Annotated in this window: 14 protein-coding genes and 13 pseudogenes; 19 read left to right on the forward strand and 8 right to left on the reverse strand. The window is 67.4% G+C overall.

The window, feature by feature from the left end; all coding sequences use genetic code 11:
* Nucleotides 1-5: 5 nt before the first annotated feature.
* The 3 genes and pseudogenes from AB0F77_RS31395 to AB0F77_RS31405 all read left to right on the forward strand — a co-directional run bounded on the left by AB0F77_RS31395 (nt 6) and on the right by AB0F77_RS31405 (nt 1418).
* Nucleotides 6-446 carry an ester cyclase gene (locus AB0F77_RS31395; protein ID WP_361955063.1) on the forward strand — a complete coding sequence of 147 codons (441 nt, stop codon included), beginning with the start codon at nt 6-8 and terminating at the stop codon, nt 444-446.
* 220 nt (nt 447-666) lie between these two features.
* Nucleotides 667-1173, forward strand: a pseudogene (locus AB0F77_RS31400) (SDR family NAD(P)-dependent oxidoreductase); the annotation flags it as partial.
* Between the two features lie 65 nt (nt 1174-1238).
* Nucleotides 1239-1418 (forward strand): SDR family oxidoreductase, encoded by a 180-nt coding sequence (locus AB0F77_RS31405; protein ID WP_361955081.1) that lies wholly within the window; start codon nt 1239-1241, stop codon nt 1416-1418.
* Between the two features lie 85 nt (nt 1419-1503).
* Here the strand turns inward: AB0F77_RS31405 and AB0F77_RS31410 are convergent, their stop codons facing one another.
* Both AB0F77_RS31410 and AB0F77_RS31415 read right to left on the reverse strand, forming a co-directional pair.
* Nucleotides 1504-2031 (reverse strand): MarR family winged helix-turn-helix transcriptional regulator, encoded by a 528-nt coding sequence (locus AB0F77_RS31410; protein ID WP_361955064.1) that lies wholly within the window; start codon nt 2029-2031, stop codon nt 1504-1506.
* Between the two features lie 227 nt (nt 2032-2258).
* A complete protein-coding gene (locus AB0F77_RS31415) occupies nt 2259-3089 on the reverse strand; it encodes an SDR family NAD(P)-dependent oxidoreductase (RefSeq protein ID WP_358079813.1) in 831 nt (276 codons plus the stop codon).
* Between the two features lie 59 nt (nt 3090-3148).
* Between AB0F77_RS31415 and AB0F77_RS31420 the strand changes: the two genes are divergently transcribed.
* Both AB0F77_RS31420 and AB0F77_RS31425 read left to right on the forward strand, forming a co-directional pair.
* Nucleotides 3149-3775, forward strand: coding sequence for a TetR/AcrR family transcriptional regulator (locus AB0F77_RS31420; RefSeq protein ID WP_358079815.1), 627 nt, complete (start codon nt 3149-3151; stop codon nt 3773-3775).
* A gap of 98 nt (nt 3776-3873) precedes the next feature.
* A complete protein-coding gene (locus tag AB0F77_RS31425) occupies nt 3874-4533 on the forward strand; it encodes a peroxiredoxin-like family protein (protein WP_361955065.1) in 660 nt (219 codons plus the stop codon).
* 201 nt (nt 4534-4734) lie between these two features.
* Here AB0F77_RS31425 and AB0F77_RS31430 read toward each other — a convergent pair.
* A pseudogene (locus tag AB0F77_RS31430) lies at nt 4735-5346 on the reverse strand (transposase family protein); the annotation flags it as partial.
* Nucleotides 5347-5926: 580 nt separating this feature from the next.
* Here AB0F77_RS31430 and AB0F77_RS31435 point away from each other — a divergent pair.
* The 3 genes from AB0F77_RS31435 (at nt 5927) to AB0F77_RS31445 (ending at nt 8613) form a co-directional block, all read left to right on the forward strand.
* Nucleotides 5927-6181, forward strand: coding sequence for a hypothetical protein (locus AB0F77_RS31435; protein ID WP_361955066.1), 255 nt, complete (start codon nt 5927-5929; stop codon nt 6179-6181).
* Between the two features lie 8 nt (nt 6182-6189).
* Nucleotides 6190-7059: a helix-turn-helix transcriptional regulator gene (locus AB0F77_RS31440; RefSeq protein WP_361955067.1), complete on the forward strand. Its 870-nt coding sequence runs from the start codon at nt 6190-6192 to the stop codon at nt 7057-7059.
* Nucleotides 7060-7677: 618 nt separating this feature from the next.
* The gene (locus tag AB0F77_RS31445; protein ID WP_361955068.1) at nt 7678-8613 is read left to right on the forward strand and encodes a hypothetical protein; all 936 of its coding nucleotides are present in this window, start codon (nt 7678-7680) and stop codon (nt 8611-8613) included.
* A 69-nt stretch (nt 8614-8682) separates the two neighbouring features.
* Here the strand turns inward: AB0F77_RS31445 and AB0F77_RS31450 are convergent, their stop codons facing one another.
* On the reverse strand, nt 8683-10485 hold the full coding sequence (locus AB0F77_RS31450) for a hypothetical protein (RefSeq protein ID WP_361955069.1): 1803 nt from the start codon (nt 10483-10485) through the stop codon (nt 8683-8685).
* 521 nt (nt 10486-11006) lie between these two features.
* Here AB0F77_RS31450 and AB0F77_RS31455 point away from each other — a divergent pair.
* Nucleotides 11007-11357, forward strand: a pseudogene (locus AB0F77_RS31455) (CoA-transferase); the annotation flags it as partial.
* A complete protein-coding gene (locus tag AB0F77_RS31460; RefSeq protein ID WP_361955070.1) occupies nt 11357-12016 on the forward strand; it encodes a CoA transferase subunit B in 660 nt (219 codons plus the stop codon). The pseudogene AB0F77_RS31455 and the gene AB0F77_RS31460, both read left to right, overlap by 1 nt.
* A gap of 273 nt (nt 12017-12289) precedes the next feature.
* On the opposite strand, the pseudogene AB0F77_RS31465 reads toward AB0F77_RS31460, so the two are convergent.
* Nucleotides 12290-13095, reverse strand: a pseudogene (locus AB0F77_RS31465) (3'-5' exonuclease); the annotation flags it as partial.
* 50 nt (nt 13096-13145) lie between these two features.
* Here AB0F77_RS31465 and AB0F77_RS31470 point away from each other — a divergent pair.
* Nucleotides 13146-13757, forward strand: a pseudogene (locus tag AB0F77_RS31470) (GTP-binding protein); the annotation flags it as partial.
* A gap of 69 nt (nt 13758-13826) precedes the next feature.
* Nucleotides 13827-14066 (forward strand): annotated as a pseudogene (gene rpsR, locus AB0F77_RS31475) (30S ribosomal protein S18).
* A gap of 511 nt (nt 14067-14577) precedes the next feature.
* On the opposite strand, the gene AB0F77_RS31480 reads toward rpsR, so the two are convergent.
* Nucleotides 14578-14856 carry a hypothetical protein gene (locus tag AB0F77_RS31480; RefSeq protein ID WP_361955071.1) on the reverse strand — a complete coding sequence of 93 codons (279 nt, stop codon included), beginning with the start codon at nt 14854-14856 and terminating at the stop codon, nt 14578-14580.
* Nucleotides 14857-15181: 325 nt separating this feature from the next.
* Between AB0F77_RS31480 and AB0F77_RS31485 the strand changes: the two are divergent.
* Together AB0F77_RS31485 and AB0F77_RS31490 are read left to right on the forward strand one after the other, a co-directional pair.
* A pseudogene (locus tag AB0F77_RS31485) lies at nt 15182-15629 on the forward strand (magnesium transporter CorA); the annotation flags it as partial.
* A pseudogene (locus AB0F77_RS31490) lies at nt 15629-15972 on the forward strand (cobalt-precorrin-5B (C(1))-methyltransferase); the annotation flags it as partial. The pseudogenes AB0F77_RS31485 and AB0F77_RS31490, both read left to right, overlap by 1 nt.
* Nucleotides 15973-16014: 42 nt before the next feature.
* Here the strand turns inward: AB0F77_RS31490 and AB0F77_RS31495 are convergent.
* Nucleotides 16015-16445, reverse strand: a pseudogene (locus AB0F77_RS31495) (hypothetical protein); the annotation flags it as partial.
* Nucleotides 16444-16758, reverse strand: a pseudogene (locus AB0F77_RS31500) (ABC transporter ATP-binding protein); the annotation flags it as partial. The pseudogenes AB0F77_RS31500 and AB0F77_RS31495, both read right to left, overlap by 2 nt.
* Before the next feature lie 177 nt (nt 16759-16935).
* Here AB0F77_RS31500 and AB0F77_RS31505 point away from each other — a divergent pair.
* The 5 genes and pseudogenes from AB0F77_RS31505 to AB0F77_RS31525 all read left to right on the forward strand — a co-directional run.
* Nucleotides 16936-18063, forward strand: a complete 1128-nt coding sequence (locus AB0F77_RS31505; protein ID WP_361955072.1) for a glycoside hydrolase family 88 protein — start codon at nt 16936-16938, stop codon at nt 18061-18063.
* A gap of 198 nt (nt 18064-18261) precedes the next feature.
* Nucleotides 18262-18683 (forward strand): annotated as a pseudogene (locus AB0F77_RS31510) (GNAT family N-acetyltransferase); the annotation flags it as partial.
* Nucleotides 18684-19659: 976 nt separating this feature from the next.
* Nucleotides 19660-20436 (forward strand): SAM-dependent methyltransferase, encoded by a 777-nt coding sequence (locus AB0F77_RS31515; protein ID WP_361955082.1) that lies wholly within the window; start codon nt 19660-19662, stop codon nt 20434-20436.
* Nucleotides 20437-20459: 23 nt separating this feature from the next.
* Nucleotides 20460-20645: pseudogene (locus tag AB0F77_RS31520) on the forward strand (IS5/IS1182 family transposase); the annotation flags it as partial.
* 28 nt (nt 20646-20673) lie between these two features.
* A pseudogene (locus AB0F77_RS31525) lies at nt 20674-20950 on the forward strand (hypothetical protein); the annotation flags it as partial.

Below are 20950 nucleotides of genomic sequence, written 5' to 3' on the forward strand. Positions count from 1 at the left end.
CAACAATGGCAAACAGCAACGAAGAAGTTGTGCGGCGTGCCTACGAGTTCGCCGAGGGAAAGAGCACCAGTGTCCCCGGTTGGAGGGATAGCTTCACCGAGGACGGGGTCTTCGCCAACCATGCCACGGGGCAGTCGTTCAGTGGTGAGTCCCTGGGCGTGGTCGTCGAAGAGATGGTGAAGGGATTCCCCGACGTGCACCGGGAGATCCACAGCGTTTACAGCGTCGAGGACACGGTGATCGTCCAGCTCTCCATCCAGGGAACCCATAAGGGCACCCTGCACTCGATGGCGGGTCCTGTGGAGGCGACGGGCAGGCGGTTGGACATTCCGTGCTGCGACGTCTTCAAGGTCGTGGACGGGAAGATCGATCGATTCGACTGCTATCCCTCCGGGACCCTGATGCTTGAGCAGCTCGGGGTTGTGGGAGCCGCAGCCGCCCGCTGACCTGCGGCGGTTGCGGCGCGCGGCGCCGTGATCCGGCCTTGTGGCCTGCCCGGGAGACCCTGCGCAGGCCACAAGGCCGCTGATCGATGAAAGGACCCGGTGCCGTGCGCACGCGGATGGTTCACACCGGCCGGTGAAGTCCGTCAGGACGTCACCACCTCAACGACGCGCCCGAACGCGGCGCACGCTTTTCTCCGTGATTCTTTTGAGGAGTTCACTCATGAGCAGTACTTTGGCCGGAAAGGTCGCCGTAGTAACCGGTGGGACCAGCGGAATCGGGCAGGCGGTGGTCGAGCGACTGACCGCGGAGGGCGTGACCGTTTATGTCATGGGCCGTCGGCAGGAGGAATTGGACAAGACGGTGGCCGAAGCCGGCCCGAACGCGGTAGGCGTCCAGGGCGACGTCTCGAGCCTGGCCGACCTCGACCGTCTTTTCGCCAGGGTGCGGGCGGAAAAGGGTACGCTCGACATTGTCTTCGCCAACGCGGCCGTCATCGATCTGGAACCCCTGGGCCAGATCACTGAGGACAGTTTCGACCGCCAGTTCAACACCAATGTCAAGGGCATCGTCTTCACCGTGCAGAAAGCGCTCGACCTCCTAGCCGACGGCGGTTCTGTGATCCTGACCGGTTCGATCGGATCGAGGAAGGTGGCTCCGGCGCAGAGCGTCTACACCTCGGCCAAGGCGGCGATCCGCACTCTCGCGCGCACCTGGGCGCTGGAGCTCAAGGAACGGCGCATCCGTGTCAACGTGGTCAGCCCGGGGGCGACCGACACGCCCGGCCTGGCGCCATGTTGCCGGACGAGACCCTGCGGAAGGGCTTCTACGACCAGATCACGGCCCAGACACCGCTGGGACGGCTCGGGCAGCCCGAGGAGATCGCCTCCGCCGTCGCCTTCCTGGCCTCAGGAGAAGCCAGCTTCATCACAGGCGCGGACATCCAGGTCGACGGCGGCTTGGCGCAGATCTGACCCTTCATCGTCAGAAACTCCGAACCGGTCACCGGATTCCTCTCTGACGCCGGACGCGAAGTGCCCTGGGCCGGGATGAGCGCACTCACCGTCCCGGGGACGTGATCCGGTCGGTCGGCCGGTCCATGGGCTCGTCCGCGGCGATGGCTGCCAACGCCGCAGCGAGTTCGCCCAGGTCGATTCCCCTCAACCTGTCGAAGACAAGTCTGCGGACGCTGGCCAGGTGCCCTGGGTAGCTCGCCTCCAACTGCTTGTGGCCCTCCTCGGTGAGGACGGCCACCTGACCACGCTTGTCGTACTCGGAAGGACGGCGGGCCACCAGACCGGCGCGGCACAGTCGCTCGACGATGCGTGTGGCGGCGCTCTGACTGAGCCACAGCCGTCCCGCCAGATCGATCATCCTCATGGCGTGCTGCGGCGCCTCCGAAAGGTGCATCAGGACGGCGTACTCCGACCCCGAAAGGCCTCCGGCCGCCACCAGGTCAGCTTCACTGGCGCGGGGCAGCACGATCATGATGCGCATCAGCTGGCGCCAGACCTGCTCCTCGCTTTGCGCCAGCGGTTCGATCTCGACCCCCTTGAACACGACGTTGCCCTGTGCCGTCTTCTCCACGCCGGTTCTCCTTACGACGTTCGCAACCGCCCCCAGCGTAGCAATTTGACAAGACAAGCATGTCTGTGACAAAGAAAGTATGCTGTGGCGGCAGCGCCAAAAGGCAGGCCGCACATCCGGGGTTGCGGTCCATCGCCGGCTCGGCCGGGGAGGCGGACCTGAACGCCGCTGTCCGCCTCCGAGCCGGGGCGTCCCGGTGGCGGAGACGGACAGGACGCCCCCTCTCATCAACGTGGACGCGCAGCGGTGAACTCGCCCGGTTTCGCCGTCAGCGCGCGGTTGACCAGACGGCCGAACATCGCGGTCTGCACACGCCGCGGCGTCGTGTACTTGCCCAGTGCGTCACTGAACTGGTTGATGCCCCCGGGGATCACCAGTGCCTTGCGTCCCAGCGCCCGAAGCGAGGTGCGCACCACACGCTCGGGGGACATCATCGGCAGGGGAAGTTTGCCGAAATCGATACCCTCAGTGGTCTCCACACCCTCCGTGCGGGTCGGGCCCGGCGCCACGGTGAGCACGTCCACACCGGTTCGTCGCAACTCGAAGGCCAGCGCCTGACCGAACGAGGCGACATACGCCTTCACCGCCGCATAGTTGGCCGTGAAGGGCACAGGGGCGAACGCCACCGACGACGACAGGAGGACAAGCGCCCCCCGCCCGCGCTTCATGAACCGGAGCCCGAAGGCGTGTGCCAGCTGCACCGGCACGCTCAGGTTCAGCCCGATCAGCTCCAGCTCCGCTGTCAGCTCCTGCTCGAGGAAGGCACCTGCGGTCACGACGCCGGCTGAGGCCACGATCATGCCGACATCAAGGCCGGCCGTGCGTTCCACCAGTTCGGCAACGGCACCCGGGGCGGTAAGGTCGAGCGGGAGAAGAACAACGTCGGCGTTGTGGACCGTACGCAGTTCACCGGCCAGCGCCTCCAGTTTTTCGACACGCCTCGCGACGAGCACGACACCGACACCCTTGGCGGCGATCTGTCGGGCGAACTCCGCTCCGATCCCGGAAGAGGCCCCGGTGACAATCGCGAACTTTCCGTATTTCTTGAGATCTCTCATGCCTTCAGAGTGACCAGCCAAGACTGGCATCGCAATGCCAAAGTTCGTACGCTGCTTCCATGCCCATGAAACCAGGAACGCTGACGGCCAAAGGCCAGGAGACCAGGCGGCGGATCGTTGCTGCAGCCGCTCAGCTGATGTTCGAGAACGGTGTCGCCGACACGACGATCGAAGAAGTGCGTGACCGCTCCGGCGCGAGCAACTCGCAGATCTACCGCCACTTCGCCGACAAGACGACCCTGGTGCGAGCCGTCATCGAGTTCCAGACAGATGCGGTGATCGAGCCGCAGCAGTCCCTGTTCGCCCGGCTCGACACCATGGAAGGCCTGCGGGAGTGGCGTGACTTCGCCGTGAACCGGCAACGCGAGCTCAACTGCCGGGGCGGCTGCCCCATCGCCTCGCTGACCAGCCAGCTGGCCGAGCACGACGAAGCCGCACGCCTCCAGCTGGCGCACAGCTTCCGACGCTGGTCCTGGGGACTTCAGGCAGGTCTCGTCGCCATGCACGCCAAGGGGACCCTCCGTCCTGAGGCGGACCCTGAAACCCTGGCCACCGTGCTCCTCACAGCCTTGCAGGGCGGCCTCCTGCTCGCGCAGCTGAACCGTGACACCCGCCCCCTGGAGGTCGCGCTCGACGCTGCGATGGGACACATCGAGTCGCAGTTGGCCGCAACCCGAGGTCGGTGACCAGTCCGCGAAGTCTGGAATTGCGGTTCCGTTTTTCGCTGGCAACTCTGGATCACGCATGCCATTACAGGCAGTGCCGACCGTCCAGAGAGGCAACCATGACCACCACTCCGATCGCCGACCAAGCCACAGTTCTCACCGCACAGATGGCCGGGCAGGCCCCGGCAGAAATCCTCGCCCCGTTCGCGGCCGAGCGGGAGCAACTCATCGAGTCCGGTGTTCCCGGCACGGTCGTCGAGCCGGGCACACCGATGCCTGACGGAGCCCTGCTGGACGCCCACGGTGCGCCCACCACCCTGCGGGCGTCGCTCGACAACAAGCCCGGCGTCATCGTGTTCTACCGCGGCGCCTGGTGCCCCTACTGCAACATCGCCCTGCGCACGTATCAGACCCAGCTCGTCGACGAGCTCGCCGGCCGTGGCGCCTCCCTGCTGGCGATCAGTCCCCAGAAGCCGGACGGATCACTGACCGTGCGGGAGACCAACGAACTGACCTTCGCGGTGCTGTCGGACCCCGGGAACCAGATCGCCGCCAAGCTCGGCATCCTGACCGAGCCGACCGACGGCGCCAAGGCGTCCCAGACGGCACTGGGACTCGACGTCGCCGCGACGAACGCCGACGGAACCGCGGTGATCCCCATGCCGACCACCGTCATCGTCGACGCCGACGGTGTCATCCGCTGGATCGACGTCCACCCCGACTACGTCACCCGGAGCGAGCCCGCGGACATCCTGACCGCCTACGACGCCATCCTGTAAGCGAGGGCTTGTCCTGGGCCGCCTGAACGGCCCAGGATACCCGGTCACCGTCGCGCGCTATGGGCTCAGAACTTGGTGTCCAGCGACGCTCGGTACGCCCGCTTCAAGGAAGCGATCAGCAGTCCGAAACCCGTCGCGTGCTAAAGGGTGTTGCAGAAGGCCGTGTTTTTGCGGGCCGAATCGGTGTTCGGGCGTGGTCGGTCATGCAGCCAGGGCGAGGTTGTGCATGCGGGCTATGGCCTGGACGGCGTGGTGAAGGCCGTCGCCGCATTGCCGGCAGTCGCGGAGGATCTTGTAGTTCTTCATGCGGGAGAAGGTGTGCTCGACGCGGGCGCGGACCTTGCGGTGGGCGGCGTTGTCCTCTTCCTCGCCCTTCAGCAGCGCTCGTCCAGGGCGTTTGCGGTGGGGGACGATCAGGCCGGTGTTGATGTAGGCGCCGTCGCCCAGGACGGTCACGCCCTCGCAGTGCGCGGCCAGGCCGGACTCACACCACGCTTTCGCGTCCTCCGTGTTGCCGGGCACCGGGCGGGCGGCCGTTACCACCAGGCGGGTCTCCGCATCCACGATGACCTGCACGTTCGCCGAGAACCGGTAGTTGCGGGAGGACGCTCCGACCTTGCGGTCGCGGACCGGGATGAGGGTGCCGTCGACGATCCACAGCCGTTCGACTGCTTCCTGGGAGGTGCGGGCCGGCTCCAGCGCGAGTAGCGGGCCGAGCCGCTGGACAACCCGGCACACGGTCGCGGGCGAGACACCGAACAGCGGGGCGAGCTGCCGCATCGTGAGATTCGTGCGGTAGTACACGGCCGCCAGTGGAAACCGGAGAGCTTCCTGGGCTTGACGCACCGAAGGCCGGCATCGAGGGTGCCGGCCGGACGCTCAGCAGGCGCGGGCCAACGCGTCTGCCGGTTCCTGAGGTTCGGGCTTGCGACCATTCGCCGTCAGGAGGACACCGGCCGCGAAGCGGCGGGGATCGTCGCTCCGCAGCGTCTAGTAACAAGGCTTCAACCGCAAGCGAATGGGAACGGATGCTGGGCCGTATGGGCTCCTGCCGGCTGCGATCGTCCGGCAGGTTGTCCCAGGTTGCTCACACCAGTGCCGTGTACGTTGCGGCGCGGCACGCTGTCGACGGGACCTGGGAGCCGTTGGTGCCGGCAGGAACTGCGTAGCCGGCAGGGGAACGTTCGCTGGGCCATCAATCGGCAAACCGGACATTGAGGTATCCGGCGGTAGGCGGGCCTACGCGGTGGCATGGAAGGCTGTTCGCATCGCGCAGCCCTGCGTAACGACAGGGCCAACTGCCGCAGCGCTGCACGCTTCTGCGACCGCTCACAGCCCCGGGACCGGCCGATGCGCCGGGGTCCCTCGCCAACGGAGTCATGCCGTGAACCAGATGCCCTCCTCTCTCTCGCACGCCGCGCCGCTCTCCCAGGGGCGCTGGGGTCCCACTCATGCCTTGATCCTGCTGATCGCGTTCCTCACGCTCGGCACCCTGCTGTTTCGCGAGGGAACACCGATCGGTGACGTCCTTGCCCTGCTGGGCGGCTGCGGCGCGATCGGCGCGGGCACCCTCACGCTCGCTGGGGGCGGCCACCGCCTGATCGCCGTCCTGGCCAAGGCCGCGGTGCGCTCCGGCGCCGGCAAGTAGGTGCCTGCTTGCCCCGCCCCGACAGCACCGTTCACGCGCCGTACGCCCGCCTCGCCGCGCACCTGATCGCGCTGCGCAAGGGCGTACGGTTCAGCCAGCGCGCCCTCGCCGCTGCCACAGCCGTCTCCCGTGGCACGGTCCAGAACGCCGAGTCCGGCGAAAGTGCCCCCTCCCCCGTTGTCCTCGACGCCCTCCTCGATGCGTGCCGGGCTCCCGATCACGCTCACCACGACGCGCACCAGCTGCGAAACCGCGGCCGGACCATCGCTCGTGGCCGCCGTCTCCACGCACCCTCTGCCCACCTCATCCATAGCCGCGGCGCACTCGCCGACGCCTACGAGAAGGCCGGCGCCCCCTCCCCCACCACCTTCACCCGTCCCACGGCAGGGCTGACGCCTGTCCCCCGCACCACTCTCTACAACATCGTCAACCGCAGCAGGCTGCCGGCAACCGAGGAACAGTTGAAGACGTTCCTCTCCGTCTGCCGCGTAAGACGGAGCGACCGCGCCCATATCCACAGCGCATGGCGTCACCTCCGCAACTTCCCTCAGCCCAAGCCCCCCACCCATCGGGCACGCCACCACATCGCCGGCGACGAGACTGCTCTGCGAGGCGCGGCCCAGCGACGTCTACGAAGCACGTTCGCGGACCGCACACCGAGTCTCGGAGCGTCCGGACACCGTCAGTTGCTGTCCCTCCTGCCCGACGCCATCGCCGACGAGGTCGTCGAGACCGGGCTCCGCCACGTCGCCGCCCTCTACGCCGTCCGCAACGGCACCACCGTCAACGCCAGCCCGTCCGACCGAATCCTGCTGCTCCTCCAGAGCCAGCACATCAGCGGCCCCAAGCCACGTGACACCCGACGCGCCGCCTCTTGAGTTCAGACGACGCAGACAACCGGCGCTGGCAAGACGACTGGTACGCCCGACAGGACCGGGAAGAAGAATCCGCACACCTGCGTCACCTCCTGACACCCAGCGCTCCCCGCTGCCCCTCCCACGCCTCGCAGGCGCTGAAGCCGGTAATAGAACGCCACAGCAGAAGCCAGTGTCGTCAAGGACCAGCCGACCGCGTAACGCCCCGGTACGGACCGGGCAGAGCATGCCCCGCGTGAGGCTACGCACTCCATTTCCTCGCTGTTCCCGCGCACGTTCCACAGCCCGGCCACACGCGTCCCTGTGCGGATTGTCGCGTAAGAGGCTGGTTTGGCTCTCGGGTCTGACCGGGAGGCGCCGCCACGCCACTCTCTCTGGGTCAGATGGCCAGGGCCAGAACGGCTTACACGGTCGATCGCGCCTTGGATCGTTCACTGCCAAGGATCCCGGCGTGGGGCTGCTGCCCCTGTAGGGAATGATCGCCAACGTACCCCGGCCGAGAGAGGGGTCGCGTTCTCGCCGGTTCATCAACGCATGATTGCTGTACCAGCCGTTGATTGGGGGCGAGCGGCCTACTGTATGGGAGCTACTCCCCACCCGACATCTGAGGAGCACCAGGCTGTGAACGTCGAAATCTCCCCGGACGTGCGCGACGCCGCTTCCCAGCTTGGCGGTGGTGTCCCCTACGCCCTGAGGGTCCTGGCCGGTCAGTTGGCCGATGATCCGGACATGGGCCTGCCCTCGGGGCTGCCCGGTGTGCTTACTGTGACAGTCGAGGGCGACGTGTTCGAGGACTGCCCCGCGCTGTCCGTGGGCTACATCCGCGAGGCGGACCGGATCGAGATCCGCTACCTAAAGCCCATCCCCTCCCCGGACGCCGATGACCAGTCTCAGGAACAGGGCCAGGGCCACCCTGCCAGCGCTGTCGAAGCAGCGCTCGTGGTACGGGAAATCGCCGATGCCTGGCACCGGATCGTCCGCTGGCTACAACGCCGGGCGCCCGACTCCTACGCTGCTCTTCGCGCCGGTGCCAGCCCCGCTGCGATCGCTGCTCTGGAAGGCAGCTTCGGCATGCAGGTACCCATCGAACTGCGCTGTCTGTGGTCGCTGACCGCCGGCGACGACGGGGTCAATGGCTGGGGATGCCTTCCGGGCAATAGGGCCCTGATGCCCCTGGAGGCTGTGGCCGCTGTCTACCAGCTGAAGATGGATTCCCAGATACACCAGGATGCACTCGACACCGGCCGCTCCGAAGACGAGCAGATCACCGTGTGGAAGCCCACCTGGATTCCGGTCGTCGCCCTTGGCCCGGCCGACCGCACATCGGGCCTGTACCTGGACGCTGCTACCGGCTACCTGGGCCGCTGGTCCCGCTACAACGAAGGCCCCGGCAAGGAGCGCGACACACTGGCCACCTATCTGGAAGATGTCGCCGACATGCTCGAAGCTCCGGCTCTGGCCACACGCGACAAGCCTGGCCTGGTCGGTGCGGCGCTGGTCTGGGGCAGCAGGCTCGATTCCTTGCAGGAAGAGCGGTGGCAGCCGCTGACCAGCTGACCCCGTACGAGAAGGAGGCCGGCCCGCAGGGCCGGCCTCCTTCCTGTTTCACCCAAGCACGGGCTTGGGTCAGCCGATCTTGCTCCACGTGCAGGTGGCCGCGGTCGACGTGCAGTGCTCGAATCCTGGAAGGGTCACGAAAAACCCGTCGCCGTCCAGCATGCGCCATCTCGGAGCCGGGAACCCGCTGAACGCCTGCTGGTTCTGCACGCTGGGGATCGCGGCACGTCCGCACCGCTCCGTGCCGCTCGGCCCGTTCGTCGCCGTACGGGTGTCCGCGACGATGCCGAAGTTCGCCGAACCGTCCCCCATCTTGTCGGTGAAGAACTGCGCACACTTACTACCCGACGTCACCAGGTTCACGCTGTTCGGGTAGCCGCCGGACTCGTGCGTCGAAGCCATCGCGTACTCGTCGCAGTCGACCGAACCCACTGACGCGTCGGACGCATGCACGCTCCAGGTACTGTCGCACACGCGGGTACGGCTGTTGTCCGACGTCCACGGCCCGCCACTGCTGTTCTTCAGAGGTGTGTCCGGACCCAGGTAGTGCATCAGCGAGTCCCACCTCTTCGAGCCGGCATGGTCCGGCATCACCTGTTGCATGTACCAGTAGTAGGCCCCAGCAGCCGGGTACTTGTTGGTGTCTACCGTGTAGGTCAGCTTGAAGAACGGTAGGACACAACCCGGCGCCGAGCCCGCGACGATGTCGTCACAGCGCGGCGACAGCTCCCGTACCTCCGGAATCCCCGAGGTCCCGAAGTCCGCCGTAGCAGTCGCCGTTTCGCTGGCGTCCACGGTTGCGGTCACCGACCAGCCGAGGTCGATGGTCTCCTTCCCTGTCCCGGACCAGGTTGTCTGCACAGTGCCCCACCGGCCTTCGAGCGGGTTCCAGTCATTCGCGTCCCAGTAAGCGTTGGCACCCGCGTTGTTGTTCTGGTTGTCGGCCCAGCGAATCGTCGACGTCACGCACGACGAGCACGTCGATCCGACGTTCCACTTCATCGTGACGCCTTCCAGCGCCGGGTCGATCGAAACCGGCACGATGACGATCTGCTGATCGAACTCCGCGAAGTCCGAACCCGACGCACCCTTGTTCGGATACGCCTTGATCCGCTGCTCGAAATCAAACTCCGCGAAGCCGATCTCCACCCCCTTTTCGGCATCGATGAACACCAAGGTCCCCGACCCGATGTTCTTCAGACACGCCTCCCCACGGGTCATGTAGTCCTTGCCCACCGGCTGGTCGTAACACCAGTCGACCAGCTCCACCGCAGGCGCTACAGCCGCGGCCGCAGCAGCGGCTTCGGGAGACTTGCCCGCCTTCCGGGCCTTCACCTCCTGATCCTTGCTCAGCGCCTCAGCACGCTTCTTCGCGCGCGCCTGCGACTCCTTGGTGGGAGGAGACAGTTCCATGCAGAGCTGGCGGCCCTGCGCGTCCTGCTTGCCACAGGTACGCTGCTGCGTCGACTGCCGCTTCACCGCGCCGTTCGCATCGAACGTCGGCAGCGCCGGACCTGGATCGGTCCGCGTGAACTCGTCGATCTCCTGCACCGTGGTGTCGATCGTCGACGTCGCCTGCGGTGCGGGGAACTTCACGTACGGGTCGACGCGAAAGTCCGCCCAGGCCGACCAGGTCGTCTCATACAGACTGCCGTCGTAAGCGGAAGTACGGAACTTGTACAGCACACCGGGCTTGAGTATGCCGTACGCCACGGTCACCTTCGCCGTACTGCCCGAGGCCACGTACGGCGACACCAGCACTCCGAACTGACCTGACCCGTCGAGGTCGACCTGGGTCTTCGGAGTACCGTCCGCGTTCGCGGTGTACACCTGGAACGTCAGGTTCGCGGTATCACCGTCCGCGTCGGTCACACTGTTCCGCAGCACCACTTCCGGGGTGATGACCCGCCAGACAGTCCCCGACTTGGCGAACTTGGGACCGGCCGACGGGCTAGTGCCCGACACCGGCCGCGCACCCGCAGCAGCAATGGCCGCGACCTGCGGGCCAGCAGCCGCAACCTCCGCCGGAGAAGCCCCCAAGCCAGGTCCAGGCGACACCGGAGCAGCCACCGCAGAACCCGTCCCCACCAAAAGCGCAAGCACGGCACCAGCGGCAATATGCCACCGCGCCACAACGCGTAAGAATCTCACTTCCTTTGTTCCCCCTCGCGAGTGAGTGACATGTACGCGCCCACCCGCACCACATCACTCCCCCACACAAAACGACATGCCCAAAATCACGGTTTACGAGAGAGGAATCCATTTCAGGCCAAGAAGTAGTTCCAGCGGCGGCGACCAGCGCCCCGGAGCCGCCAGCAGACGCAGGACAGGATCTCGCCTCTCCCGCTTCGTCAGATGCCCGGGACGCCGCTTCACTGCCCGCGCCCCAGCATGGCGGAGGCTCGGTAGCTGTCGCGTCCCCGGCCAAGGAGACACGGGATTTCGACGGCACCACATACGTGCTGGAACGCTCGGTGACGACGGACTTCGCCCTCGTACGCGCTTCGAAGGGCGACCGTCACGGGAACCTCGTCTTCGACAAGACCACCGCCAACTTCAACCCGTTGTGCGCGATGGCCGGCCGCATCACCATCGCGGAAGTCGAGGAATTGGTCGATCCCGGGGGCATCGACCCGAACGACGTCCATCTACCGGGCATCTTCGTCCAACGCGTGATCGTCGTAGGGAGCATGGGCGACAAGCCGGTCGAGAAGCGCACCATCCGTGAAGAGGAGCCTTCCTGATGCCCTGGACCCGCACCGAGATGGCGGCTCGCGCCGCCCGTGAACTTCCCGATGGCGCTTACGTCAACCTGGGCATCGGTCTGCCGACTCTCATCCCCGACCATGTGCCGTCCGATGTCCACGTCGTCCTGCACAGCGAGAACGGCATCCTCGGCACCGGTCCCTACCCGGCAGCCGACGTGGTCGACCCCGACCTCATCAACGCGGGCAAGGAGACTGTCACCGTCCTGCCAGGATCTGCCTTCTTCGACTCGGCGCTCAGTTTCGCGATGATCCGTGGCCGCCATCTCGATGTCGCGGTCCTCGGCGGCATGCAGGTCTCCGCCCGCGGTGACCTGGCCAACTGGGCTGTGCCAGGCAAGATGATCAAGGGTATGGGCGGCGCGATGGATCTCGTCCACGGTGCCCGCCGTGTCCTTGTCCTCATGGAGCACACCGCCAAGGACGGGAAACCAAAGCTGGTGTCGGAGTGCACGCTTCCCCTGACCGGCCGCACCTGCGTCGATCGCATCATCACGGACCTGGCCGTCCTGGACGTCACCCCTGGCGGTCTGCAACTCGTGGAACTGGCGCCAGGCGTCACGGAAGCCGACGTCCGCGAGAAGACCGCCGCGCCAGTACGCACCGGCCGCGAACTGGCGTCCACGGGCCCCCTCTGAGCGGCACGCTGTTGTGGCAGCGCAGCTTGGCCGGCCCGGCTGCTTGCGGGCCTGTCCGGCCGGCGCGTGTTGTCCAGGCAGAACATGATGCGCGTCGGTGGTGTATCTCTGTCGGATGGCTGGCTCGCGGACAGTTCCGCAGCCGCGTAGCCGACGAGCGACCAAGCACGGTCGGCGCGGGCTTGGGATCACTCCGGTCGCTGGCATCCGTGCCTCTGCGGCGCACTTGCGGGACCTGCCGGAACGAGCGCGTACCGCTCGGACCGGATGTTTTCAACGGGCGGCGGTCTCGGCGGTCGGCATGTCGTCCTCGACGGGATGGTCGTTGATCCAGGACAGGCCTCCCAGGTCCAGGCACTCACGGGTACGGGTGACGGCTACATACGCGAGCCGGGCTTCGGCGTCGCCGATGGGCTCGGCCGCAGCAGGGGTGTCGGTTCCGCCGGTGGTGGTGTCGTCGGGGCGGGCGAAGTCGTCTGCGATCAGTACGCAGGGCCATTCGCGCCCTTTGGCTTTGTGGGCTGTGGAGACGGTGATCTGTGCTTCGGTCTCCGTGGTGAGGTGGCTCAGGGCGGCGAGGATGGCATCGGTGCCGTGGGTGTCGACGAGGTTGACGAGGGGTTGGAGGTCGCGCCCGGCCGGGTCGTAGGCGGCGTAGTCCTGAAGGTCGGCCCAGCACTCGAAGAGGACGAGCTCCGGGTGGTGGGTGCGGCGTCCCGCCTTCAGGTCCCGGGCGGCCTGGGCCAGGGCGTGGAGGCTGTCTCCTCCGCCGCTGAGGGCGACCTGGTGTCCGGCGGCCATGAGTTTCATGATCTGGGCCATGGCGCCCACGTTGGTGCGGCACAGCACCGCGTCGGGATGAACGACGGGACCGATTCGTGTCGGATGGCCGGTGAGCCGGTGAGGCGGATGGGGGCGCCGGCGTGGTGGAGCCAGCGGTTGGCTTCCTGGGCGAAGGCGGGTCCGAAGCGGAAGGACTGGGACAGCATCAGCTGGGTGCCGTCGGATCCGGTCATGACGTCCTTGGCGCCGCGCCACTGGTAGATGGCCTGGGCAGAGTCGCCGACCATGACGAGTTGGGGTGATCGCCCTGGCCGAGTACGGCTCGGGCGGGACGGACGGTCTAGGCTCCAACGACGGTAATCACGCGTTGCTCACCCATCTCACGCCGGGCGCACGAAGGGTACGTGTGGGGGGCGGTGTCCTGAGCGACGTACTGTCGGCGGGGTTCGACGTGGCGGCGGCTGCCGCCCGGGTCCATCCCGCGTGCGCGCTGCTGCCGCAGGAATGCGACGAGCACGGCGTGAGCACCGTCGTCCGGCGACGCGAGCGGCCCTTCCACCCGCAGCGCCTCTACACGGCGTTGGAGGACCTTGCCTGCGCCGCCGCCCGCAGCCGCGGGCGGTTCCGGCTGGCGGACCGCCCCGACACACTGCTGTCCTGGGACGCCGCGGGCGGGGCGCTGTGCGTGGAGTCGGCCGGCCCCTGGCTGTCAGCTCTGCCGGACGCGGCCTGGGAGATGGTGCCGGCCGAGCAGCGCGTCGCGGCCTCATTGGGCTGGCACCCCGAACACGGCGACCGCTGCCAGCACCTCACCTTCACCTCGCCCGGGCTCGACGGCGACGGTCTGGCGGCTCTGCTCGACTCATGCCTGCTCACCGATGACGAGTACGCGGCGGGCAGGGACCACTGGCAACAACTCCCGCACGCCTTCGACACCTTGCTCGACCCGGTGACCTGAACCGGGATCCGTTCCGCCGTATCCCCACGCATGCACGGCATCCCGCTGAAGGAGTGGACCGACTTCACCATGCCCCACCACACGAGCACCGGGCGACAGACCGCCAAGCAGCGTGTCAACCCGTTGGACGCCGAAGGCGTCAGGTACGTCGACTACAAGGACACCGACCTGCTGCGGAAGTTCATTTCCGACCGCGGGAAGATCCGCAGCCGTCGGGTGACCCATGTGACGCCTTAGCAGCAGCGGCGGATAGCGCAGGCCATCAAGAACGCACGCGAGATGGCACTCCTGCCCTACAGCTCCCGGTAGACAGCCGTACATGGGCAGGAACATGGTCTACCAGCCGACCTCGGTGTGGAACTGGTACAGGTGCAGCCGGTTCGTGCAATCGACCGCGAGCGCCGAGCGTTTCCCGGTATCCGCCCCCGTCCGGGCCGGCAACTCGGTGCTCAGGGTGTCGGCGTAACGACGAGTGTGCCACCCACGTCGAGGAAGGCGCGGCACGCCTTGACGCGGGCCCAGGTGTACTGGCAATCGCTGTCGGCGCCCTACCGCAGGAGGAGCAAGCAGGGATCAGGCAACACCCTCGCCGCGCACCAGGGCCGCGCCTCCCAGAGAGCGCGGCCCCTTCGGTGCCTTGGCGAAACACTGCCCGGAACCCGTCCGATTCCCCCGCGCTTTCGTCCTCACACCACCAGGCCAGCACCCAGCCGTCCTACAAGACGGCCACCAGCGACGCCATGTCTTCCAGAACCGCTCGTGATCAGGACGACAGCTACCCTGCCGGGCAACGAGCCTGAACAGTCGATGTTGCTAGTGGTCACTCGGTGTGGTCGTAGTACCAGCCCGTACAGAAACTGTGGGCGGCTGAGGTGACACGCATGCACGCCCGCATCCAGTTGCCCTCGTTGAGCAGGTCATTGGAGCTGCGGCGTTTGAACGGTCCGCACTGGCTCCAGTTCGTCCCCCCGTCGTAGGAGCGGTCCACCCAGACCAGGTCGTCGGAGTTGTAACCGCTCTTGATGTAGGCGTAGGAATGGTCGCTCCAGCGGCCGGTTAACAGGACCACCGTCCTGTTGGACCATGAAGCACTGCGCACCTCAACGTCCTGAATGAGGTCACCGGGTGAGCTGCCGCAGTTCGTGTCCGCATGCGCAGACCCCGCTGAGGTGACCAGGAGCATGGGAACCACGCAGACCGCGGCTGCCAGTCCTGCAAGAGACGCCCGTTTCCGAGCAGCCATGCTGTCCCCCTAAAGTCGATGATGTCATGGTAAGAGACAGCGGCCCCCGCCGAATGGTTGCTGCACACGGACAAGTGGCTGTTGGCGCTCCGTAATTGAGTGAGTGGCGGGCAGTACGCGGTCTGCTCCGAGATCTCCGTCCAAGAGGAGATCGGCCTCAGCGACGGCGGATTCGGCGGAGCTGGAAACGGCGCAACGCATCCGTCGCCCCCGCCGCGTGGACCTCGGCCATCCGGCCCGCTCCCCGCTCGGCTCGGCCGTGGTCAACTGTGTCGCCCACCGCGACGGCGTCCGCCGGCAGGGTACGGACTCGGCGGGGGTCGAGGACGCCGTCCGGGCCCACCAGCGCCCAAGATCGAGCAGTACGACGACGTCCTGTCCGCGGTCTTCAAGACCGTCACGTACGTCCAACACCCCGAGCTGACGGCTGCCAGCGAGGTCGTGAACACAGGGGAGATCATGGTGTTCACCGGACCCGACTTCGTCGTCATCGTCCGCCACGTCCGCCACAGGTCCCTCCTCGGCTCCCTGCGCGAGGGCCTTGAGGCCGAAGCCAGCTCCTCGCCATGGGCCCCTCCGCGGTCCTGCACGCCATCGCCGACCACGTCGTCGACTACTACGTCACGGTCGCCGCCACCTGGTCGAACGACTCACGATCTGCGGTGGTTTCGCCAAGCTCTCCAAACCGGCCGCCGGGCACCTGGACCTGCACTCCGCCCGCTCCCAGGTCGACAAGGGCTTCCTCGCCGGACTCGCCCGCCGGGGCGGCACGGACGAAGCGCTGGTCTCCGAGATGGCAAAGGCCAACACCGGTGTGGCCGCCCCTCCAGTTGTGCGCCACCGCCAGGGTTCCCCTTGGCGACCTGGTTGCGGCTGCCGCACTCGATGAGGTCCTGGCCGTGCTGTGGGGGCCCGTCGCGGTCGACGTGATCTTGCATCGACCGGGAAGGCACGATCGTGGGCCACAGCGCGGCGCGGCAGCCGATGTCTCAGGGGGGGGCGCAGGCCCCGTCTTCAGTTCGGACCGTTCCGGTCGTCGGCGACGCTGCGCAGATGGGTGCCCAAGCGGCTGATCGCCGACGGGTTGCGGGGGCCTTCAACGAGGTCGGTGTAGTCGAGTGCGAGGATCCGTCGGTGCTTCACGGCGGAGACGTTGCGCAGCGGGGCGTAGAAGAGGAGGAACTTCTTCTTCTGTTCGGCGCTGACGTCGCCGTCGTCGCAGATCACGATCACGTCCGGATTCCACTGCATAACGCCCTCCCAGCCGACGATGGTCAGGGAACGTCGTTCAGGTTCCCCTTGTCGTTGGGCATGACGTGGCCCGCCATCCGGTCCTCCAGGCCGAGGGCGAATATCAGCTCGGTGATGCCCACGTCGTTGGTGACGACGCGCTCCGGGACCTTGGTGTACGTCACCCGCTCGCCACAGTTGGTGAGGGTGACCGAGCAGGTCGAACAGCCGCTGGACGGCGCCGGTCCGCGGGTGCCGAACGGGATGTGCCCGCACCCCGAACACCTCTGCGAACAGAGCGGGTTGGAGCACGTCGTATGGTGATCCGGAGACGACGATCCGGCCCCCGGCGATCACATACAGCGTGTCGCAGTGCGCCGCGGCCGGGTTGAGGTCGTGCAGGGCTGCCGGCGTGATGAGGCCGCTGCTGCGGACCAGGGACAGGACGTCCAACTGGCGGGCGATGTCGAGGTGGTTGGTCGGTTCGTCGAGGACCAGTACGCGGGGCTGCTCGGCGAGGGCCCGGGCTGCAGGTCGGTGTTCATCTCCATACCGCCTGCGGGCGGACGCCGGCCCGCTGAACGGGCTGGAGGCGCGGTATCGGGACAAGTTCTCTCCCGGTCCGTCTCCCCGGGCTTTCGCAAGGTCCACCGTTCCGCGAAAATCCTGGTGCCATTCGACACACGCTTGTTCGGAGGTAACACGATGCAACGACGCAGCTTCCTGCGGATGACAGCCGCGCTTCCGCTCGCCTCGGCAGTGCTCGGCCCTACAGACGCTGTCGCGGCCGATGTCCTGCCGGACAGGGCCTCCGTCGTAGAGGTCGCGCGCCGGGTCAACGACTACTGGATCAGTACACATCCCGACCCCGGTGACAACCTCTGGGCCCGTGCCACCTATTTCAGCGGCAACATGGCCGCGTACCGGTCGACGGGCGAGAACCGCTACCTCACCTACGCGAGTTCCTGGGCGGACAAGCACTCCTATGGCCTCGCCGGCGGCGTCACGACCCGGCACGCCGACAACCACTGTGCCGGCCAGACCTACCTCGACCTCTACGACATACTCGGCGGCGAGGCGAAGATCTCAGCCATCGAAGCGTCTCTGCGCAGGATGGTCTACACCGACCAGCCGCAGAAGCACGACGACTGGTGGTGGGTGGACGCCCTGCACATGGCGATGCCCCCCATGGCCCGGATCGGTGCACTGCGGCACGACACCAACTACTGGGTCAAAATGTACGCGATGTACAACCACACCAAGCGCGTCCGGGGCGGCGGACTCTACGACTACGAGCACGAGTTGTGGTACCGCGACGACAACTGGTCCCCGGGCGGCGCGGGCAGGCTCTCGCCCAACGGCAGGCCCGTGTTCTGGTCGCGGGGCAACGGGTGGGCGTACGCGGCCCATGCCAAGGTCCTCGCCGTCCTGCCGTCGGACGACAAACGGGCACCGGAATACCAGTGGAACATGCAGGGCGTGAGCCGCAGTCTCCTGGCCTCACAGCGCCCGGACGGTTTCTGGAACCCGTCCCTTGCCGACCCGGCGCACCTGCCCGGCAAGGAGTCCAGCGGCACGGCGATGTTCTGCTTCGGCCTCGCCTACGCCATCCGCACGGGTGTCATCGACCGGGCCGTGTACCTGCCGGTTCTCGCACGGGGCTGGAACGGACTCGTCCGGGACGCGGTGCATCCGGACGGCAGGCTCGGCTGGGTCCAGGGCGTAGGCGACCGGCCGGAGTCGAGCCAGCCGATCAGCTACGAGTCCACCGCCGATTTCGGCGTCGGTGCCTTCCTGATGGCCGCTTCAGAGGTTGCACGCCTGGCCACGTGAACCGAACGGCCAGGGCGTGCACCAGCGATCTCCCCACGTGTCCGTCGGCCCCCATCACCACAATCATGGTCAACTCCTCGGCTTGGTCAACTCGCTTTCGTCAGGGCCAGCAAGAGCATGGGGCAGTAACGACCTGGCCGCAGCCGAGGCTGGAACGTGGGGTCTCGGCTGGGCCTTGGGCTGGCTGGGCTGCTGGTCATGGATTCGGCCACGACCAGCGGTGTGACCAGTGGGCCCGCCGTCATTGACGCCATGGAGCTGACTTCCGGTCCGGAACTGGAGGCCCGGTTCGCTGAGCCGGCCCACCGGATCCTGGCGGACCTGGTCAGTGGAGGTGCCGCGCTGGGCTGGGTCGAACCGCCCTCGCGGGATGAGATGGCGGAGCTTCTCGGCCACGTCGTCTCTGCGGCACAGGCCGGGGATGCGGCCCTGCGCGCCGCTTGCCTCGACCGTCGGCTTGTCGGGTTGGGGTACTGGCTCCGCTACGCCCGACCGACCCATCGGCCGCACGCCGATCTGGAGAAGATCGCGGTGGACACCGCTGTCCATGGTCGCGGTGTCGGCCGGGCGCTGACCGCTGCCTTGATCGCCGACGCCCGGGAGACGGCATCGAGGTCCTGTGCCAACGGTAGAAGGCGCTGGTCGTGACCCAGGTCGTCCAGCACCGTCCCGCCAACCGCACGCCGGACGTCCCGCCCAGGCCAAGGAGTGGATCACAGCCTGCGAGAGCCCAGACCTCGCCCGCGCCACCCACCTTGAGTACATGGACCTCGACTCGGGCCACCGGCCGATGGCCACCCACCCCCGCGAGCTGGCCCGCGTCCTGGCGAAGGCCGCGAACTCATGATGCTGTGGCCGGGGGTGAGTCGTCAGGCCACTGCCGGTCGTGGTCTGCCGCCCCAGCAAATGCCTTTCTCGCTGCGGATGTGCGCAGGTTCCTGCGTTCGGTGGGCCGGGCGTGGGCGTTGGCGTTGCGCCAATGGGTTGGGCATGCGGGGCCCAGGTCCGCACCGTGCGGTCGCGGGAGTTCGAGTTGGTGATGGTGATGGTGAACTGCCTCAGCGACCCGGAGTGAGTCTCGATCGGGTTCGCTCACGAGGCCGAGGCGGGATCCTGACCGCTGCGGCGGGCGTGGCGCCGGGGCCTTCCTGGTCGACGTACGGGTGACGCCCCAGGGCCAGTCCAGCCGTCAGGAGCTCGACCGTGCAGCCGGCGACGCACGCATCAACGGTCGCGCTCCGAGGTACAACACCGCCTGATATAAGCCAAGTTGGCCGTCCACCACGCCATTCGCCTCCCCTGCTGGGGCGTATTGTGCGCCCCGTGGTTGCACCCACCCACCAAGCTCGCCGCCCACCGTGCCGCCGTGACTCACGCGAGCACGCCGCACGTCCAGGCAGCCTGATCGAGCAGTTCCGCCGCGACATCGACCTGGTCCACACCCCGCTCGGACCCGACGACCTCCAGCTCAAAGGGCCGAGCGAACGGCACCTGGCCTGCGCCGGTGGTGGTCTGCCCGGCCCGCCGCCGCGCCATCCGACACCCGCCACCCCGTTCCGCTGCGCGACCGGACCCCACCTTTCCGGAGGAAACCCCGTGGACAACAAGATCGACACGTCCGTCCCCCACTCAGCACGAACCTGGAACTACTGGCAGGGCGGCAAGGACAACTACCCCGCCGACCGGGAGGCCGGCGACGCCTACGCCGCGACAGCCCCCCAGGTGAGGATCATGGCCCGCGCGTCCCGTCAGTACCTGATCCGCACGGTCACCCACCTCACCCGCGACCGTGGCATCCGCCAGTTCCTCGACATCGGCACCGGCCTGCCCACCAACGACAATACCCACGAGGTCGCCCAGAGGATCGCCCCCGCCGCCAGGATCGTCTACGTCGACAACGACCCGATCGTCCTGGCACACGCCGAGGCCCTGCTCCGCAGCACACCCCCCGGAGTCACCGCCTACATCGACGCCGACCTGCACGACCCCGAGACGATCCTGCGCCGCGCCGCGGACACCCTGGACTTCGCCCAGCCCGTCGCCCTGATGCTCATGGGCGTCCTGGGCCACGTCCAGGACCACACCGAGGCGAAGGCGATCGTCGACCGCCTCTTGTCCGCGCTGCCCTCCGGCAGCTATCTCGTGCACTACGACGGCGCCGACACCGACCCCGACCTCATGAAGGCACAGGCCGACTACGACGACACCGGCGCCGTCCCCTACGTTCTGCGCAGCCCCGACCGGATCGCCGCTTACTACGACGGCCTCGACCTCCTGGACCCCGGCGTCGTCTCGTGCCCCCTGTGGCGTCCCGACCCAGGAGCCTCCCCCGAACCGACTTACATCTACGGCGGCATCGGGCGCAAGGCGTAATACGCCACCAGATACCCACACGCCTTCAACGATCACCGCGGTCGGGCGCCCTGCTCGCCGACCGCGGCTACGACCACGACGAGTACCGGCGCCTGCTGCGGCAGCGCGGCATCCGCCCCGTCATCGCCGAACGAGGCCGGCCCTACGGCTCCGGCCTCGGCGTCTTCCGATCCGTCGCCGAAAGGACAATGGCCCGGCTGAACGGCTTCGGGTCTTCCGGCCGACACGATCGTGGTGGTGGCCGGTCGGTGTCCGCCCGAGGCGAGCTGGCAGGCCGACATCGGCTGGGACGCGGTGCCGTCGGCGGCGCACAGGCATGCCCTGGAGGTCTGCGCTCACGCGTACGACACGACGGAGGACCTGCTGCGGTCCGTCCTGGACGGGTCCGATGACGCCGCGGCCGTGTTCGCCTGGTTGCACACACAGCCGTACATCGAGTCGACGCCCCACGGCGTGCATCCCCATGGCCTGGTGCGCGACCTGCTCGACACGGATCTGCGATGGCGTGATCCCC

Origin of the sequence: Streptomyces sp. NPDC026672 (assembly GCF_040638185.1) — a bacterium.
Taxonomy (GTDB): Bacteria; Actinomycetota; Actinomycetes; order Streptomycetales; family Streptomycetaceae; genus Streptomyces.